This window comes from Maribrevibacterium harenarium (genome assembly GCF_006385675.1).
Lineage (GTDB): Bacteria > Pseudomonadota > Gammaproteobacteria > Pseudomonadales > Marinomonadaceae > Marinomonas > Marinomonas harenarium.
In genome coordinates this window covers 136986-155426 of the sequence record NZ_VFRR01000001.1, presented here as the reverse complement: position 1 = coordinate 155426, position 18441 = coordinate 136986, and the positions used below count along the sequence as shown (strand labels likewise).

Genomic DNA, 18441 nt, shown 5'->3' with positions numbered 1-18441 from the left:
ATGTTGTCTGAAGATTATGACAGTTTCAATGCCATTGTGACGACGAATATCAGCATTCTGGTACCAACCCCATTGGCTGATACCAGATTAAGTTCAGCATACTAGGCGGCGCTAACCTTGAACAGCCCCACTAGACGTGACAATGACTCACTTTTATCACGTACTTGCTCAGAACTGGCGCTCAGAGTGCGCATACTCGTGGTCATTTGCGTCGCACTAGCTGCCACTAAATGGGCCTGATCCTCGTGACGCTCGGTGCTGGATGCAATTAGCTCAATGACATCGAACATTTCGCCCGCGATTTCCGCTAGTTTTTCACTGTCATTGGTCGCTGCCTCGTTTTTCGCTAAGCTGCTATTCACATCGGCCACCCCTTTTTCCATAAACACTACAGCCTTGTCCGTTTCAAGACGAATCCCTTCTACCACCTTACCGATATCGGCCGCGGCAGAAGCCGTCCGGTTTGCCAAGGCACGAACCTCGTCGGCCACAACAGAAAAGCCACGCCCAAACTCACCAGCTCGAGCTGCCTCAATCGCCGCATTCAGTGCCAACAAATTGGTTTGACTGGTGATATCGGTAATTTCCTCAACAAACTGACCGACATTAGAAGCTTGTTCCGATAGACGATTTACCGCGTCTGCAGAGGATCTAACCACATCGCGTATGGTCTCTGTCGATTGGCGCACCAAAAGGTATTGCTGCTGAGCGTTACGCACCGCCTCTTGCATACTGTGACGCATGTTTTGTGCGGTAGTTGAAGCTTGCGCCACATACCCAGTTTGATGATTGGCAAGGGTTAATGATTCAGCGGCAGCGTTACTAACTTGAGAAGACGCTAGCTTCACTTCATTGTTGAGTTGTTCCATTTGCGTGGCAAGTTTATTCACCTCTTTGGCCGAGACAATCACTTCACCAACGATATTGTCTAGGTTATCGATAAAGCTATTCACCCAACGACCAAGATTACCCGCTTCATTGGGCGGCAGTTTCTGTACATCCATCCTTTGGGTTAAATTACCTTCCCCCTCTGCCAATTCGCGAATAACCCGAGTCATACCATTAAGCTGACGCGCCAATCGACCAGGCCCCACCCTGTTGAATAAGTAAGATAACATGATCGCGATTGGTAGCACCGCTAGCCCACTCATCCAGCCACTTAGCCCAACCAAACTTTCCAAGCTAGCTTGAGCCAAGATGGTTACCAACATCGCCAACCAGTACCATCCCATAGTGGTGACTTTTACAGAACGGGGACGGTACACCTCCTCCAGATCCGCTTCGCACATCATTCCCCAAGTGTCGTCAGAGCCAGGCATTTGGAAAGTGACACCTTTACCAATGACGGGAATATGACGATAGTCCGAGTAGCCAGGATACTTCACATAAATATTGGCACCATTGCGAATGGTTTCTCGCACACCGGGATGCAGTTGCCCCGTGGCTGGGTCAGTAAAACGCAATTCCAATTCGGTGTGTTCTTTTACTGTTACAGTGCCATATTTGGTGCGCACACCTTGTTTGAGGTTATCACCTAGAAAGAATGTATCGTCTTCAAAGCGGGAGCGAGATAAAGCCACCCCGGACTCAATACTAGGATCGAAAACCGATTTCACCATGAATAGATAGTTGTCACCAGACTCGTGATAGATGTGTCCGGCTTCCCGCTGAATAAGGTCTCCCAAAACATCATTGGGCACACGAATGGTAATAAATTTACGTATTTTACTATTTTCGTCTGCTAGCGGCTGATAGAACATCAGACTAACTTGATCGTGAAAACGTGACGTTGTCGACCCAAGGCTCAGGGTGACGGGATCCCGGTACGGACCATGAAGGAAGCGCCCCTTACCTGCTCTGGCTAAGGCAGACTTGTTTTCATACTCAACTCCTACCCTAGTGCTCACGGTAGAATAATGGACAATGCCGTCCTCTCCCACTAAAGCAACCTCCGAGGCTTCAGGTATAGAGCGTAGGAGCTGCTGTAACATGGATTTTTCTGAGCCTTGAGCTAACTCGATGGACTTTGCGATCGCCGCTGCCTTATCCCAGATGGAGGTAGCAAACATCATCAACAAACGCTTGCGGGTGGCAGCAATTCCCTCGAAGGTAGCTTCTATATCTGCATAGGAATTGCGATTCAGAAAGCAACTCCAACCCATGGATAGTTTTCCTGTTGGTCCAATTAATGGTAACCAACGGCGTTCAGAGTGACTAAGTGCCATCTTATTACTGCCAAGCTCGGCCATACTTTCTCCTCAATTTGAATTCGACTCTCATGGGGAAAGAGCCAAAAAGCGACCAAAATAAGGGGTCGCGCGGGGGTGATATGGCGTTAATTGGCAACTTTTATACCAAAGCACGCAAAAGCAAGAAGCGATAATAGGCAGCACAACTAAATTGCACAACCAAATACCAAAATGTCATTCGATTCTTCTGAGATCAACCGTAAACGACAGAATAAAGTTTTGTAATTACGCCAATTACAGATCGTTACATTTTTACAAAAGAGTTAATTTTACCGACATATCAACGATATGAGCGAATATTAGCGGGCATTAAATATTCCTATTCACGACATAAGCCCCAATATAGCGCAGTAAGAAAAAAATCCGCACCACTTCAATGCAAAGCATCGAACATGCACCAACCAAGCAACATAGCCGAACAAAACCATTACATTTATCTCTTCCGACTCGTTGTAAATAAGCCATACTGATTAGAACAGGAGGTGAATATGACAAATCGAAAAGCCCTTGTACTAGCCGGCGGTGGAGCCAGAGCGGCATACCAAGTCGGCGTATTAAAAGCCCTAGCACAACTCACAGGCTCACAAGACCATTCACCTTTTGATATTGTGTGTGGCGTCTCTGCTGGTGCACTGAATGCTTGCCACTATGGTGCCAGCTTGCCCAATTTACATCAGGGCGTTTTAGAGCTTGAACGCATTTGGCAGCACTTAAGCCCCGAGCAGGTTTTCCAAATGAGCCAGTGGCCCATCGCCTCCTCCATTGGTCGCACCATCATCAACGCCTTTATGAAACAGTCTCAAGGGACTAGCCTATCTTTAATGGACAACTCTCCTTTACAAAACTTACTGCAGCAGGAGATTAACTTTGATCAATTACATCGCAATATCGACGCGCAACTATTGGGTGCACTCACAATAACTGCAACCAATTACAGCACCGGCGTTTCACACACATTTATCGAGACTTGCACCGAACATGAGAGCTGGGACGAACCTCGCACTACCGGTGCGAACACTCAGCTAAATTGCGATCATCTGATGGCATCTAGCGCATTACCCGGCCTATTCCCACCACAAGCTATCGAAGGACAGTATTTCGGTGATGGCGCGATACGCCAAGGATCTTGTCTGCGTCCTGCCATAAAACTAGGCGCCGATAAAATTTTGGTGATTGGCTTATCTAATACAAGGCGTCCAGAAGCTGACGATACCCCCTTTAATCCACCCACGATCGTACAAGTTATCGGACATCTGTTTAACGGTGCTTTTCTTGACCCCCTGGCGGACGATATTCGCCGAGTGGAAATGGTAAATAAGATGATTACTCCTGTATTAGCGACCGGAGCACGTTCAAGTTACCGCCCAATTCAAGTGGAAGTGATTACCCCAAGTAGAGGGCTAGATGAAGTCGCCTTGGATCACCTTGACTCACTTCCATCAGGACTGCAAAAGCTTTTAAAAATAGCCACTGGCGATAACCGTACTCGCGGCGCTTCAGCCGCTAGCTATCTATTATTCACAGGGGAATATTGTGGTGCATTGATAGATCTTGGCTATCAGGATGCCATGGCGCAACAGGCAAAACTCAATATTTTTTTTGAGCAATAAAAAAGCAGCTCGAAAGCTGCTTTTTTGGACGCTAACTCTTCGTTACAGAGTTAAACGACGTACATCGCTCAACAACGCATTCAGATAAGTCATAAATCGACCTGCATCAGCGCCGTTTACCGCACGGTGATCGTAAGACAAGCACAATGGCAACATGGTACGTGGCTCAAACTCTTTACCATTCCAACGTGGCTCAACATCGGCCTTCGATACCCCTAGGATACCTACTTCAGGCGTGTTCACGATTGGGGTAAAGCCGGTACCACCCATAGCACCAAGGCTAGAGATAGTGAAACAGCCACCTTGCATATCAGCAGGTTTAAGCTGCTTCGCCAACGCTTTCTTAATCAGTTCGCCCGCCTCGGCAGCAATCTGCAATACAGACTTCTTATCCGCATCCCGTAGCACAGGCACCACCAGACCGACTGGCGAGTCTACTGCGATACCGATGTGAACGTATTTCTTCTGCACAACGCTTTCACCGTCAGCATGAAGTGAAACGTTGAAGGCCGGATTCTTCACTAGTGCCTGAGCAACAGCTTTGATCATAAATGGTAGTGGCGTCAGCTTAATACCTTGTTTTTCCATTTCTGGCTTCAAGGTCTTACGGAAGTCTTCAAGATCCGTAATATCGGCTTTGTCGAATTGTGTTACGTGAGGCACATTCAACCAAGAACGCGTCATGTTGAATGACGTGATCTTTTGAATCTTGCTCATTTTAACAACTTCAACTTCACCAAACTGGCTGAAATCAATCTCAGGCACACGTGGAATACCTGCACCTTCGGCTACAGGTGCTGCCGACGCCGCTGGAGCAGCAGCCGCTTTTTGTACGGCAGCTTTCACGTAAGCATGTAGATCTTCTTTGGTGATACGACCGCGAGGACCCGTCGCACGCACAAGAGCTAGATCTACGCCTAGCTCACGAGCCAATAGGCGAACCGCTGGTCCAGCATGAACCTTGGTGTTTGGCGTTGCTAGCACGGCATTTTGGTCAACCACTGGCGCAGCAGCTTGCGCTACCTCTTGCTTAGGTTGAGCTGGTGCAGACGCTTGAGCTGCAGCCGGTGCCGGAGCAGCCGCCACAGGAGCGGAACCTTCAACTTCAAGCTCAAGGATCAAAGTACCTTCGGATACTTTATCGCCTTCTTTGATCGCGACCGACTTAACCACACCTGACTTAGGTGCTGGAATATCCATTGAAGCCTTGTCAGTTTCCAGAACGATAATAGAATCACCCTCAGAAACCTTATCACCGACAGCTACAGACACTTCAATGACATCCACATCTGTTGCGCCACCGATATCAGGAACATTCACTGCTTCAACGCCGCCAGCCACTGGCGCGGCAGCAGGAGCTGGCGCAGCCTCAGCAACAGGAGCTGGTTGAGACGCGGCGACTGGTGCAGTCTCAACAGGTGCTGCACCTTCCGCCATGATTACCAGAATGTCATCACCTTCAGATACGGTCGCACCTTCTTTGATAAGCAACTTAGTTACTTTACCAGTGAATGGCGAAGGAATATCCATTGAAGCTTTGTCGGTTTCAAGCACGATAATGGAATCACCTTCTTGAACCACATCCCCCTCAGCCACACATACTTCGATAACGTCAACGCCGGTAGCGCCGCCAATATCTGGCACAACAACAGTCTGTTCCGCAGAAGCCGCCACAGGAGCTGGCGCAGCAGCAACGGGAGCAGGAGCTGCTTCAACCTTTGCTTCTTCTTTGACCGGTTCTTCTGTGGCAGTTGCACCAACTACTTCAAGAGTTAGGATATCGCTACCCTCAGAAACCGTATCACCCTCTTTCACAGAGATAGCGGTCACTTTGCCTGCTAGAGGAGATGGTACGTCCATAGACGCTTTATCAGTCTCTAACACAATAATGGATTGGTCGACTTCAATGATGTCGCCGACTTTAACGCTCACCTCGATCACATCAACGTCGGTAGCGCCACCAATATCCGGTACTCGAATAATTTCAGTACTCACGGAAATCTCCTTTGTCTGTAATAGACGAATCAAACTTTAACTAACCTGGAGCGGCAAGGATGCCACTCCAGAATACCTAACCGAGTTAGCAAGTAACTGGGTTTGGTTTGTTAGGATCAAGACCGAATTTAGCGATCGCTTCTGCAACGACAGCTGGCTTCACTTTGCCATCTTTCGCTAATGCACTTAGCGCAGAAACCACTACCCAGTAACGGTTCACTTCGAAGAAGTGACGTAATTTTTCTCGGGTATCGCTGCGCCCAAAGCCATCTGTACCCAACACATTGTATGTGCCGTTAACAAACGGACGAATTTGATCCGCATAAAGTTTGATATGGTCGGTCGATGCAATCACTGGACCTTCGTTACCAAGACATTGCTCTACATATGAAACGCGTTGCTCGTCAGTTGGGTGCAAAAGATTCCAACGAGATACATCCAAACCTTCACGGCGTAGTTCGTTGAAAGAGGTCACACTCCAAACATCAGAGGCAATACCGAAGTCTTCAGCAAGGATTTGAGCCGCTGCTTCGACTTCGCGCAAAATAACGCCTGCACCTAGTAGCTGAACTTTCTCGCCTTTAGCTTCGACAGTTTTCAGCTTGTACATACCTTTAAGGATGCCTTCTTCGACACCTTCTGGCATATCTGGGTGCTCGTAGTTTTCGTTCATTACCGTTAGGTAGTAGAAAACACTCTCACGCTCTTGGTACATACGACGTAGGCCGTCTTGTACAATGACCGCTACTTCGTAGGAGTAGGTTGGATCGTAAGACACACAGTTCGGGATAGTGCCCGCAAGAATATGGGAGTGACCATCTTCGTGCTGTAGACCTTCACCGTTTAGGGTTGTACGACCAGCGGTAGCACCCAATAGGAAGCCACGGGCTTGTGAGTCACCTGCCGCCCAAGCTAAGTCACCAATACGTTGGAAACCAAACATGGAGTAGTAGATGTACACTGGGATCATTGGGTAGTTGCTGTTGCTATAAGAAGTCGCCAGCGCCAACCAAGCAGACATAGCACCTGCTTCGTTGATACCTTCTTGTAGAATCTGACCTGACTCTGACTCTTTATAGAACATCACTTGCTGATGGTCATGTGGGGTGTAGCGTTGACCTTCAGAAGAGTAAATACCTAGCTGACGGAACATACCTTCCATACCAAAGGTACGTGCTTCGTCTGCAACGATCGGCACTACGCGCTGACCAATACCTTTGTGCTTGACCATATTGTTCAAGCAACGCACAAAGGCCATGGTGGTAGAAATTTCACGACCAGCGGTACCTTTGATTTGCGCTTTGAAATCTTCCAAAGTCGGTACATCAAGCGCTTCACAGTCACGACGACGCACTGGGAAATGGCCATGTAGCGCTTCGCGACGTGAGCGCAGATATTTCATCTCTGGACTGTCTTCTGCCGGACGGTAGTAAGGTAGGTCTTTCAGCTCTTCATCGCTGATTGGAATGCCAAACTTGTCACGGAATTGCGCCAATGACTCTTCGTCCAGTTTCTTGGTCTGGTGAGCGGTGTTTTGCGCTTCTGCGGCCTTGAACATACCGTAACCCTTAACGGTTTGCGCAAGGATAACGGTTGGTTGACCTTTGTGTGAAGTTGCGGCGGCGTATGCTGCGTAGACTTTGTAAGGGTCGTGACCACCACGGTTAAGGTTCATGATGTCATCGTCAGACAAATCCTTAACCATTTCTAGCAATTCTGGGTACTTACCAAAGAAATGTTCGCGAGTGTAAGCACCACCATTGGCCTTGTAGTTTTGCAACTCACCGTCACAAACCTCGTCCATGCGCTTCTGCAGCAGACCTTTATGGTCTTTTTCAAATAGCGGATCCCAGTGACGGCCCCATAGACACTTCACTACGTTCCAGCCAGCACCACGGAACACACCTTCAAGCTCTTGAACGATTTTGCTGTTACCGCGCACAGGGCCATCTAGACGCTGTAGGTTACAGTTGATCACGAAGATTAGGTTATCTAGCTTCTCGCGGCCTGCAAGTGCGATAGCACCTAGTGATTCCGGCTCATCACACTCACCGTCACCTAGGAATGCCCAAACCTTACGGTCACCCTGATTCACAAGACCACGACTATGTTGATATTTCATTACGTGGGCTTGATAGATCGCTTGCAATGGACCAAGACCCATAGAAACGGTCGGGAACTGCCAGTAATCTGGCATCAACCAAGGGTGTGGGTAGGAAGACAAACCTTTTCCATCGACTTCACGACGGAAGTTGTCTAGTTGTTCATCGGTTAAACGACCTTCTACATATGAACGTGCGTAGATACCGGGGGCAATATGCCCTTGGAAGAACACCATATCCGCTTCTTGAGTATCGCTGGCACCACGGAAGAAGTGGTTAAAGCCAATGTCATACAATGTAGCTGCAGAAGAGAAACTAGTAATGTGGCCGCCCAAAGTAGAATCTTGGCGGTTTGCTTTCATTACCATAGCCAAAGCGTTCCAGCGAATAATAGAGCGAATACGACGCTCCATAAACAAATCGCCTGGAAGTGGCTTCTCATTTTGAGGTGGAATGGTATTACGGTAAGGCGTGGTGATAGATGCCGGCATTGGAGTGCCAGACTTCACAGCCTCTTTATTAAGACGGTCCAAAAGGTACTGAGCACGCTCAGGGCCTTCTTCTCTTAGGACAGACTCGAGTGAATCGACCCACTCTTTCGTTTCGATAGGATCGATATCCTCAAGGATATGCTGCTCCGTCATAGTGTTAATAACCCCCGCTATTAGAACAGTTCAATAACGACATGCTGGTAAAACGCTAGTGTTGTAGCCAAACATGTAGTCGTTTAAACAGACTCATAGGTTCTCATTAAACGGGTTTAACGAGAGACCAGCCGATACTGAAAGCTGGATAAAGCAATCGTGAGCAATCTATTCATTATTTTTATTAGTTATTGCTTGCTCGTATCAACCACCTCAGGATTGCTGAGGTTAGCCTGTTTCCATTGGTTAATGTTTCACAAACCTTTACCAAAAAACGTCACATTGCTGTTGTACAGTACCAGCAACGTTTTCTGGGGTGTTAGATGGTGAGAAACGTGACTTTTATCAAAAAATTATCGGTCACCAGCTTTCTCTATTTCTGCCTGCTGCGGCGAAACGACATCTAACTTTCCGTGAATTGGTACGTTAAATTCGCGGCTAAGAGTACCATCTAATTCTAAAAACGCCTAGATGTTGCCCTCTCCCCCCTCCTTAACCAGTATAAGGCTGGGTGTTTTCTGAACTCAAAGCTGCATTTTTGCGCCATAGTGGTGCAAATTTCATTGCTTTCCCGTTTCTAAGCCCCCTTTTTATACTTCTTTATTTCAAAAAAATATAGTCATCATTAACGAAATGAATGACAATCTGGTGCAATTTAAAGGAAAGCCTACCGACGTCACTGACGTCCTTCTCGTTAGCGTATACAATAGTGTAACTACTTGTAACATATTGAGAATTAGGCATGACCATAGACCAGCAACTGCTGCTTAATGACATTCAGCACCACGTAGCCCTCTCTCTTGCTGAAGACATTGGCAGTGGAGATATCACCGCTCAGCTTATTCCATCAGAAAATACGCTTGTCGCCACCGTGATTTCCCGAGAAGCCGCCGTGTTATGTGGCCGTCCTTGGGCCGAGGAAGTTTTTCGCCAACTAGATGATAAGGTTCAACTCACTTGGCACTTTGAAGAAGGAGATGATCTGCCCCCTAATGAGCCATTCTTAACGTTGTCTGGTTCTGCGCGCAGCATACTCACTGGGGAGCGGACTGCCCTGAACTACATACAACTTTTAAGCTATACCACCAGCGTAGCGCGCCGCTATGCCGATATCGCCAAAGCAACTGGGTTCCCATTAACCATTTTGGATACGCGTAAAACAATCCCTTCCTTACGTCTCGCCCAGAAGTATGCCGTTGCAATTGGTGGCGCGGCCAATCACCGTGTTGGGTTGTATGATGCCTTTTTGATTAAGGAAAACCACATCATGGCGGCCGGTTCGATTGCGGCCGCGGTGCAACAGGCTGAGCACATTGCTCCGGGAAAACCGATTGAAATAGAAACCGAAAACCTTGATGAAGTTGCTCAAGCGGTAGCCGCTGGTGCCCACATTATTATGTTGGACAATTTCTCTCTCGAAGACATGAAAACGGCGGTTAACACCTACCGCGGCCAGGTAAAATTCGAAGCATCCGGAAATATGACGGATGAACATATCAAGGCGGTCGCCGCCACTGGCGTGGATTTCATTTCGGTTGGAGCCATCACCAAGCATGTCCAAGCGATCGACTTATCACTAAGAGTAGTAAAGGAAGCCAATCTGTGAGTGATAACTTTCTCGTTTTAGTCATAAACTGTGGCAGTTCCTCGTTAAAATTCGCTGTCATGGGGCAGCATCCAGGCCAATTAATGGTTGAAGGTATTGCCGATAAACTGGGCAGTTCAGACAGCAGTATCACCTTTAAATACCAAGGAACCAAAGTCACGCACCCTCTAGAGGAAAGCTCCCACGCGGCTGCGATTAGCGCGATTCGGGAATGGCTCAACCGCTACCCACACATAGCCGAACGTTTAGTGGGCATTGGCCATCGAGTGGTGCATGGGGGTGAAACCTTCACCTCCTCTGCCCTTATCGATCAGGATGTATTGCAAGGCATCGAAGACTGCGCGCGCTTTGCCCCCTTGCACAATCCAGCCCATCTAATAGGCATTAACGAAGCTGCTCGTTTGTTTGCTGGGCTTGATCAAGTGGCGGTGTTTGATACCGCGTTTCATCAAACTCTTAGCCCAGAGCAATTTCTTTACCCTATTCCAATGCGCTACTACCGTAACAATCGTTTGCGTAAATTTGGCTTTCACGGTTCAAGTTATCGTTATGTTGCAGAACGCTTCGCGCAAATTAAACCAGATGCTAAAGCAGCTGGCTTGATTATTGCTCATTTGGGTAACGGTGCCAGTGTTTGTGCGGTGCAACAGGGGCAAGCGCGGGACACCAGCATGGGCATTACGCCTCTGGAAGGTATGATGATGGGTACCCGTTCTGGCAGTTTGGATCCAAGTCTTATTACTTTCATGAAAAACGCCGACAATATAAGCTCCGCCGCTGCCCTCGATATTCTCAATAAAGAGAGCGGTTTGCTGGGAGTGTCGGAGCTCTCGAACGATTGCCGCACACTTGAAGAGGCCATGCTTGCGGGGGATGAAAAAGCGCAGCTCGCATTAGATATGTTCGCTTCTCGGGCGGCGAAACAAATTGCTAGCGTCGCGACCACGTTAGACAGTTTTGATGCACTCATTTTTACTGGCGGCATTGGTGAAAATTCGAGCTACATACGTGCTGGTATCTGCCGTCGATTGGCATTTGCTGGCGTGCGACTAGATAGCCGACAAAATGATGAGACTCCACGGGGTGCGGAAGCTTCAATTGGTAAATCAACCCCTGAGATTTGGATCATTCCTACAAATGAAGAACTGATGATCGCTCGGGACACACTGTCTTTGGTTATTAACCGTCGTTAATTGGTGTCAGACCTACTATCTGAAAAAGGTTTTTATTTTATATTATGACCACAAATGTACTTATGACAGTACCTACGGGACCAGGGGTTGGACTGACCTCGGTTTCAGTCGGCTTAGTCCGGGCTTTGGAGCAACAAGGTTTAAAGGCTAGCTTTTTTAAACCTATCGCCCAACCTCATCCTGGGGATGAAGGCCCGGATCGTTCTACCGCGATGGTGGCACAAGGATCTTCTCTACGTCCGGTTGAACCAATACCCTTGCATGAAGCGGAGCGCTATTTATACAACGACAATATTGATGAGTTGATGGAGGAAGTGGTCGGACGTTTTCAGGCCAGTGTCGATAACGACTCAACCATCATTGTGGAAGGCTTGGCGCAAATTCCTGGCCACCCCTACGCCACGCGGTTAAATAAGGCGATAGCGAGAACCTTGGACGCCGGTTTAGTCCTAGTTACTGCACCAAACGACATGCGGGTTCAAGATTTAGAACACCATGTGGAAATCGCGGCAGGATCCTACGGCGGTATCAAGGCCCATGATGTCATCGGCTGCATTCTGAATAAAACCATACCAGGGTCGCTGGGGGCAAAATCTTACGGCGATCAATTTGCCCGTCGGCCGATCTTTAAGCGTAACTTTGCCCTACTCGGTCAAATTCCTGTCGCTGAAGAACTTACCTATCCGCGTGTAAAAGACGTTGCTGAGTTTTTACGTGCGCGAATTATCAACGCCGGTGAAATGGATACTCGACGCATCCAGTCTTACACTCTGTGTGCTCGGGGCGTTGAAAATGTACTAGAAGCCTTGCGTCCGGGAGTATTGGTATTTACTCCTGGCGACCGTACCGATGTAATCATGGCTACCGCTATTGCGGCGCTCAACGATATTAAAATTGCTGCACTGGTGTTGACTGGCGGCTATGAACCAAGTGCGGCGTTGATTGCGCTCTGCGGTAAAGCTATGGCTAAGGGGCTCCCTATCCTATCGGTAGAAAGCAACAGTTGGGATACCGCCATTAAGATGCAGTCATTCAACCAAGAAATTCCTCTGGATGACAAAGAGCGCATTCTCAATGTGAAGGAACATATTGCCCGCTGTATCGACCACGACTGGATAAACTCCTTCGCCCTCAATCACGAGGAGCGTAAGCTATCACCACCAGCATTCCGTTACCGCTTGATTGAGCAAGCGCGCGCGCTTAATAAGCGGATTGTCCTACCGGAAGGCGAAGAAGTCCGTACTATTCAGGCTGCGTCTATCTGCGCCGAGCGCGGTATCGCTCGCTGCACCCTGCTTGGCAAAGAAGAAGAAATCCGCCGTATTGCCCAGAATAATGGTATCGAGCTGAACCATGGCGTAGAGATTCTAGATCCTGATTCCATTCGCGAACGCTATGTGGCCCCTATGGTGGAAATCCGTAAGCACAAGGGTCTCACCGATATCGTGGCCCGGGAGCTACTGCAAGACCAAGTCGTGCTTGGAACCATGATGTTGGAACAAAACCACGTTGATGGTCTTGTCTCTGGAGCGGTACACACCACCGCTAACACCATTCGTCCAGCTCTGCAGTTGATCAAAACTTCACCTGATTCAAGTTTGGTATCGTCGGTGTTCTTTATGTGTTTACCGGATCAGGTATTAGTCTATGGTGACTGCGCCATCAATCCAGATCCAAGTGCGGAACAACTCGCAGAGATCGCGATTCAAAGTGCTGACTCCGCCCGTGCCTTTGGTATTGCCCCGAGAGTTGCCATGATCAGCTACAGCACTGGGGGCTCAGGTAGTGGTAATGACGTAGAAAAAGTGCGGGAAGCCACTCGCATTGCGCAGTCCCGTCGACCTGATCTGTTGATTGACGGACCTCTTCAATATGATGCCGCTATCATGGAAAAAGTGGCCCAGCAAAAAGCGCCAAACAGCAAGGTTGCAGGTAAAGCCACGGTGTTTATTTTCCCGGACTTAAACACCGGCAATACTACCTACAAAGCCGTGCAACGAAGCGCTGATGTCATTAGCATCGGTCCAATGCTGCAAGGCATCAGAAAACCAGTAAACGACCTTTCACGGGGCGCGCTCGTGGATGACATCGTTTACACCATCGCAATTACCGCTATCCAAGCTGGGTCGATAGGTGCTTGACATTCCCTAGACAAAACAGGGTTCTTCCATTAACTTTAATTTATTCGTTTTTGTAAGAGCCCTGTCCCATGTCTGGAAGTGTTGCGTTATCCATCGAAACTTATCCCTACACGGTTTCACGTGGTAATACATCTATCCCTGCAACATTCGCCAACGAGGCTAGCGACTCGGGCTCGCCTATCGCTAGCCGCAATCTCTCAGACTACACCGTGTCCCTATCGGAACAAGCGCAACAGCTAGGCTCAGACGATAGCTCCGCAGAGCAGCAAGAAACTCAAGCGGAAGAAGCTAATGAAACACCGCGACAAGAACGGGTAGAAGACGAGGCGCAACAGCAGCTTTCAGAAGATGAGCAGGCCGAAGTAGATCGCTTGCAAGCCCGTGACCAAGAAGTCAGAACCCACGAGGAAGCCCACCGCAGCGCCGGCGGACAGTATGCTGGTGCACCCAGCTACAGCTATACCCAAGGCCCAGATGGAAAGCGCTATATAACTGATGGAGAAGTATCCATAGATGTTGCCAAGGTCGCTGGTGACCCCCAAGCGACGATCACCAAAATGCAGCAGGTAATACGTGCAGCTATGGCTCCAGCTGAACCTTCAGCAGCAGATCATGCGGTGGCCCGCGAAGCGCAAAATACCATCAGCGAAGCCCGTGCCGAGTCTGTAACAAATGGCAACCCAGCGCCCAAGGAGAACAGTGACTCCAATCGTCCTGATACATCCTCCGCAGAACCACCACAGGCCAACGCAAGTTCAGCAAATCGCAAAAGTCTTGAGATATATCAATCGACAATGACCGAGCCTCGCCCCAATATTATTGCTAGCGCCTAAGCAAGGCGTCTAACACTTCAAGGATAGAAGTATTGACATAATCAAGGAGGATTACCATGCGCACCCGCAGCGGCTTCACTTTAGTAGAACTTATGGTAGTAATCGCTATTATCTCGGTTTTAGCGACTTTTACCGCCCCAAAACTCACCCGCTACCTCACTAAAGCAAAACTACTCGACGGCGAACTGTACGCTAGTCAAGCGATTGGCAATATCAACGAGTATGTTTTGCTTAACAATGACTTCCCTAGCTCCGCCAGTGACGCATTTATTGCTTCGAGCGCTACTGTGCCGATCGTCTCATCGGTTGCATTGAATAAGGGACAAACCGCTGGTACTGGAACCTTAACCGTTACCCTCGCGGCAACCACAGGGTTAGAAGCTGGAAAAAACCTGGTTTATTCGCGCCAAAGCGATGGTAGCTGGCAATGCACTTCAAGCTTGCCTGCGGAACTCCTACCTGAAAACTGCACCCTTGCCACACCCTAGGAGCCGCCATGACTTTGGAGCAACTTCTAGATCAAGCATTGGCTGAAAATTGCAGTGATATCCACCTTCATATCACGAACGATGTAAGCACCGTATTATTTCGCCGCTATGGGACAATCTGTCGTCGTGAGGTATTGGTAAAAAGCGGGCTACTACTCAATAGAATTAAAATTCAAGCTAACCTTGATATCGGTGAACACCGCCGCACTCAGGAGGGGCAATTCGAATATCGTTACGATGGTAACATCACATCAATACGCGTTAGCGTGATCGCGACGACGGAAGGGGAAAAGGTCGCCTTGCGGTTACTCACGCCCGCCAGGCTACTAACAATCGAAGAGCTGGCTATGCCTGTGCCGCTTCAGCAACTACTGCGAGACACATTGTCCCAAACAAGTGGCTTGATACTGGTATGTGGGGCGACTGGAGCCGGTAAAACCACCACCTTATATTCAGCGCTGCAACATTTAAATGATGGTAGCCGCACCATTTTCACCATAGAGGATCCAGTTGAGGTGGACCTTCCTGGGGTGTATCAATGCCAAGCCAATAACGATATTGGCATCTATAGCACCTATTTATTAAAGTCCTTTATGCGCCAAGATCCTGACGTGATTCTCGTGGGTGAAATACGCGACCAAGAGACGGCGGAATTGGCTATTGCCGCCGCGATGACGGGCCACTTGGTATTGGCCACATTGCATGCACACAGCCCAATTGGTGCTATACAAAGGTTACAACACTGGCAGATTGACTACTTTTCTTTAGCCAGCATTTTACGGCTAGTCGTACATCAAACCATGAGCTTTGACGCCCAAGGATACCGGCCACAGTTCAGCGCCATATTTCCTAACTGGACAACGAAGCTTCCCGCTCACTATCAGGCGCTTATCAATGAGCCAAGCAACTGGTACTGGATATAACCTATGCAATGGTATTTATTTGATCAGCGGGAATTGTTCCTAGCATCGGACGAAATGGATTTAATCGCGTATTCACAAGCTACAAACAAACCATGGCGAAATATAAAACCGGTCTCTATCCCAACACTCACCCATAAACAGATGAGAAAACTGTTGGAACAACTCTTGTTGCGACTACAGCAAGGGTGGTCTATTCGCGAAGCGCTACAGCAGCTTACTGACGCTAGTTCATCACGAGAGAGACTTTGTCTATTGGGGCTTGAGTATTATCTGAGGCAAGGACATCCATTATTCACTAGTTTAAGTAAAATCTGCCACGGAGAATTGGCTAGCTTTTTTGCACTTCTACCAAACTTCAGCAGTAGCCAGAGTTATTTAATTGCCCTTGAGTCGGTGATGGCGCAGTTGGATAAGCAGTCATCTCTGCGCAACCAATTACTGCAAGCGGCGTGGTATCCGATGTTCATTATGATAAGTAGCGTGCTTATCAAATTTGCACTTACCAATCTCGGCATGGCTACAGCAACCTTTGTAGATAACATAATAATGCTGGGCATTATCCTATTTTGTGGCCTTTTCTTGCTCTTAACCCTCTCCGGCTGGTTGCCACGCTGGCTTAATCAAACACATCAAAGCTTTTCCCTTGCAAATATTTTTGCACTGACAACGACGCAACTAAAGTGTGGGACGCCACTACATGCCGCACTACTGAATCTAACGACTCTTCCAAAACCCGCAACACAACAAATAGAGCTATGGGAAGCCAATCTGAATTTACACAACGGTAAAGACTTAACCGAAGCCCTGCCGAAGTCTTGGTTCGATGCCATCGGCTGGAGCTATATAGAGGATATTCGTGCCACAGGCGATAGTATTAAAGCTTTTCACTACACCCATGAATACCACCAAGAAAAAGTGGCGTGTATACTGAGGAGAGTCAAACGAGTTGCGCCAATAATTGGCATGATGATCGCTGCCCTAACGGTTGCAAACGCCCTAGTTTCAATTTATGGCCCCCTGCTGGAGATGAACCAGTTTGCTTGAAAATCTAGTCACCTCCCTATTATTTGGAGTCTTTTGGCTGTGTGCTGGCAGCGCCATCGCTGCGTTTACTTATCGCTGGCCACGACAGCAGGATTACTTGTGGCGCCATGAAGCTCGTGAATTGCTTGGTATTGCTCGCCAACCTTCAGAACCTAAGCCAGCTGGGTTTCATCAGGGGCGTTCCGTCTGCCCACACTGTAATCACTCATTAGCATGGCGGGATTTGCTTCCCGTTTTCAGCTTTTTAAGCAGTAAAGGGCGCTGCCGCTATTGCCAGCACCCTATTTCTTACCGTTACCCAACAATAGAACTATTAACCCTATTACTTGCTCTTCCGCTGCTTTGGATGAACCTTGGCCAGTTACAGCTACTAGCAATTTCACTCATTATTGTGTTGCTGTTAATTGGTGCGGTGATTGATCGCGAACATTATTGGATACCCGATTTTGTATCATTCGGGATTATTGCTATCGCAATCCTTCAATATCAGCCCACCCCTGCTCTGCTCGCAAACCATTTACTCGCAGGATTAGCTGCTTTTACAATTATCTATCTGCTACGAAGCTTGTATTTTTATCTTCGAGACGTTGAGGCGATCGGGTTGGGGGATGCAAAATTTTTAGCTGCGCTTATCGTATGGCTAGGTTTAGATGCACTCAGCTGGGTGCTGTTATTGGCCTCCCTAACAGGCTTGGTTATCGCAGTTTGGCGACGGCATAAGCACCGTCATATTGCCTTTGGCCCCTACCTTGCCGGAGCGGCTTACGTGTATTTTTTAGGAGAAACCTTTTGGCTGTAATCGTAGGACTCACCGGGGGTATCGGCTCCGGTAAAACGACAGTAGCAAATGCTTTCGCCAAACTTGGCGTGCAATATGTAGATGCCGACTTGGTTGCCAGAAAAGTCGTCGAGCCTGGTTCTGCTTGCCTAGCTGCGATCTTCGAACATTTTGGCGAAAGCATACGTACACCCACCGGGGAGTTAGACCGAGCCGCACTCCGCAAAATCATTTTCCAAGAGGATAAGGAACGTGAATGGCTAGAACAATTAACTCACCCTGCCATACGGGAGCAACTTAAGCGAGAGCTTGCTGCATGTAGCGGCCAGTATTGCCTTCTGGTACATCCACTACTCTTCGAAAAGGGACATGAAGCCTTATGCCAGTGGACCATTGCTATCAGCGTAACGCCAGAACAGCAAATTGAGCGAGTCATGCAGCGTGATCAGAACAACCAGCAACAGGTTAAAAATATCCTCGCAACCCAATTAAGTGACATAGAACGCTGCGCTAAAGCGGATTTTATTATCAAGAACACTGGCACTGCGGACGAATTGAATGATAAGGTTCTTAGCCTTCACAATATGTTACAGTTGCAGCTAGTATGAGTTTGACGCAAAAAAATAAGAGTATTCCCTGCCCGACTTGTCGTAAAGATGCGCAATGGAGTCCAGAGAATCCCTACCGACCGTTTTGTTGTGAACGTTGCAAGCTAATCGACTTAGGTGAATGGGCAAGTGGAACCTACAGCATTGCTCAAATCGATTCCGAAGAAGATGAGGTATTTTCCGGCGACCTCGTCGCTAACCCTAACCGTTCCTTTTTATAGTTGGGA

General features: G+C 48.3%; 14 protein-coding genes. 11 read left to right on the top strand and 3 right to left on the bottom strand.

The window, feature by feature from the left end:
• Positions 1-101: 101 nt before the first annotated feature.
• Positions 102-2249 (bottom strand): methyl-accepting chemotaxis protein, encoded by a 2148-nt coding sequence (locus FJM67_RS00785; RefSeq protein ID WP_140586739.1) that lies wholly within the window; start codon positions 2247-2249, stop codon positions 102-104.
• 488 nt (positions 2250-2737) lie between these two features.
• Between FJM67_RS00785 and FJM67_RS00780 the strand changes: the two genes are divergently transcribed.
• A complete protein-coding gene (locus FJM67_RS00780; protein WP_140586737.1) occupies positions 2738-3859 on the top strand; it encodes a patatin-like phospholipase family protein in 1122 nt (373 codons plus the stop codon).
• 42 nt (positions 3860-3901) lie between these two features.
• On the opposite strand, the gene aceF is transcribed toward FJM67_RS00780, so the two are convergent.
• Positions 3902-5854, bottom strand: a complete 1953-nt coding sequence (gene aceF / locus FJM67_RS00775) for a dihydrolipoyllysine-residue acetyltransferase (RefSeq protein WP_140586735.1) — start codon at positions 5852-5854, stop codon at positions 3902-3904.
• 85 nt (positions 5855-5939) lie between these two features.
• Positions 5940-8600 (bottom strand): pyruvate dehydrogenase (acetyl-transferring), homodimeric type, encoded by a 2661-nt coding sequence (gene aceE, locus FJM67_RS00770; RefSeq protein WP_140586734.1) that lies wholly within the window; start codon positions 8598-8600, stop codon positions 5940-5942.
• Positions 8601-9342: 742 nt separating this feature from the next.
• On the opposite strand from aceE, the gene nadC reads away from it, so the two are divergent.
• The 10 genes from nadC to FJM67_RS00720 all read left to right on the top strand — a co-directional run bounded on the left by nadC (position 9343) and on the right by FJM67_RS00720 (position 18435).
• Positions 9343-10206, top strand: coding sequence for a carboxylating nicotinate-nucleotide diphosphorylase (gene nadC / locus FJM67_RS00765; RefSeq protein ID WP_140586732.1), 864 nt, complete (start codon positions 9343-9345; stop codon positions 10204-10206).
• Complete coding sequence (locus tag FJM67_RS00760) at positions 10203-11399, top strand: acetate/propionate family kinase (RefSeq protein WP_140586730.1); 1197 nt, start codon at positions 10203-10205, stop codon at positions 11397-11399. The genes nadC and FJM67_RS00760 overlap by 4 nt, the downstream gene beginning before the upstream one ends.
• A 44-nt stretch (positions 11400-11443) precedes the next feature.
• A complete protein-coding gene (gene pta, locus FJM67_RS00755) occupies positions 11444-13540 on the top strand; it encodes a phosphate acetyltransferase (RefSeq protein WP_140586728.1) in 2097 nt (698 codons plus the stop codon).
• A gap of 68 nt (positions 13541-13608) precedes the next feature.
• Positions 13609-14373, top strand: coding sequence for a putative metalloprotease CJM1_0395 family protein (locus FJM67_RS00750; RefSeq protein ID WP_140586726.1), 765 nt, complete (start codon positions 13609-13611; stop codon positions 14371-14373).
• 56 nt (positions 14374-14429) lie between these two features.
• A complete protein-coding gene (locus FJM67_RS00745) occupies positions 14430-14861 on the top strand; it encodes a pilin (RefSeq protein ID WP_140586724.1) in 432 nt (143 codons plus the stop codon).
• Between the two features lie 8 nt (positions 14862-14869).
• The gene (locus tag FJM67_RS00740) at positions 14870-15784 is read left to right on the top strand and encodes a GspE/PulE family protein (protein ID WP_140586722.1); all 915 of its coding nucleotides are present in this window, start codon (positions 14870-14872) and stop codon (positions 15782-15784) included.
• A 3-nt stretch (positions 15785-15787) separates the two neighbouring features.
• Positions 15788-16828 carry a type II secretion system F family protein gene (locus FJM67_RS00735; protein WP_140586720.1) on the top strand — a complete coding sequence of 347 codons (1041 nt, stop codon included), beginning with the start codon at positions 15788-15790 and terminating at the stop codon, positions 16826-16828.
• Entirely contained in the window at positions 16821-17627 is an 807-nt protein-coding gene (locus tag FJM67_RS00730) for a prepilin peptidase (protein WP_140586718.1), read from the top strand. The genes FJM67_RS00735 and FJM67_RS00730 overlap by 8 nt, the downstream gene beginning before the upstream one ends.
• The gene (coaE, locus tag FJM67_RS00725; RefSeq protein WP_140586717.1) at positions 17618-18214 is read left to right on the top strand and encodes a dephospho-CoA kinase; all 597 of its coding nucleotides are present in this window, start codon (positions 17618-17620) and stop codon (positions 18212-18214) included. The genes FJM67_RS00730 and coaE overlap by 10 nt, the downstream gene beginning before the upstream one ends.
• Positions 18211-18435 (top strand): DNA gyrase inhibitor YacG, encoded by a 225-nt coding sequence (locus FJM67_RS00720; RefSeq protein ID WP_140586715.1) that lies wholly within the window; start codon positions 18211-18213, stop codon positions 18433-18435. The genes coaE and FJM67_RS00720 overlap by 4 nt, the downstream gene beginning before the upstream one ends.
• Positions 18436-18441 lie beyond the last annotated feature (6 nt).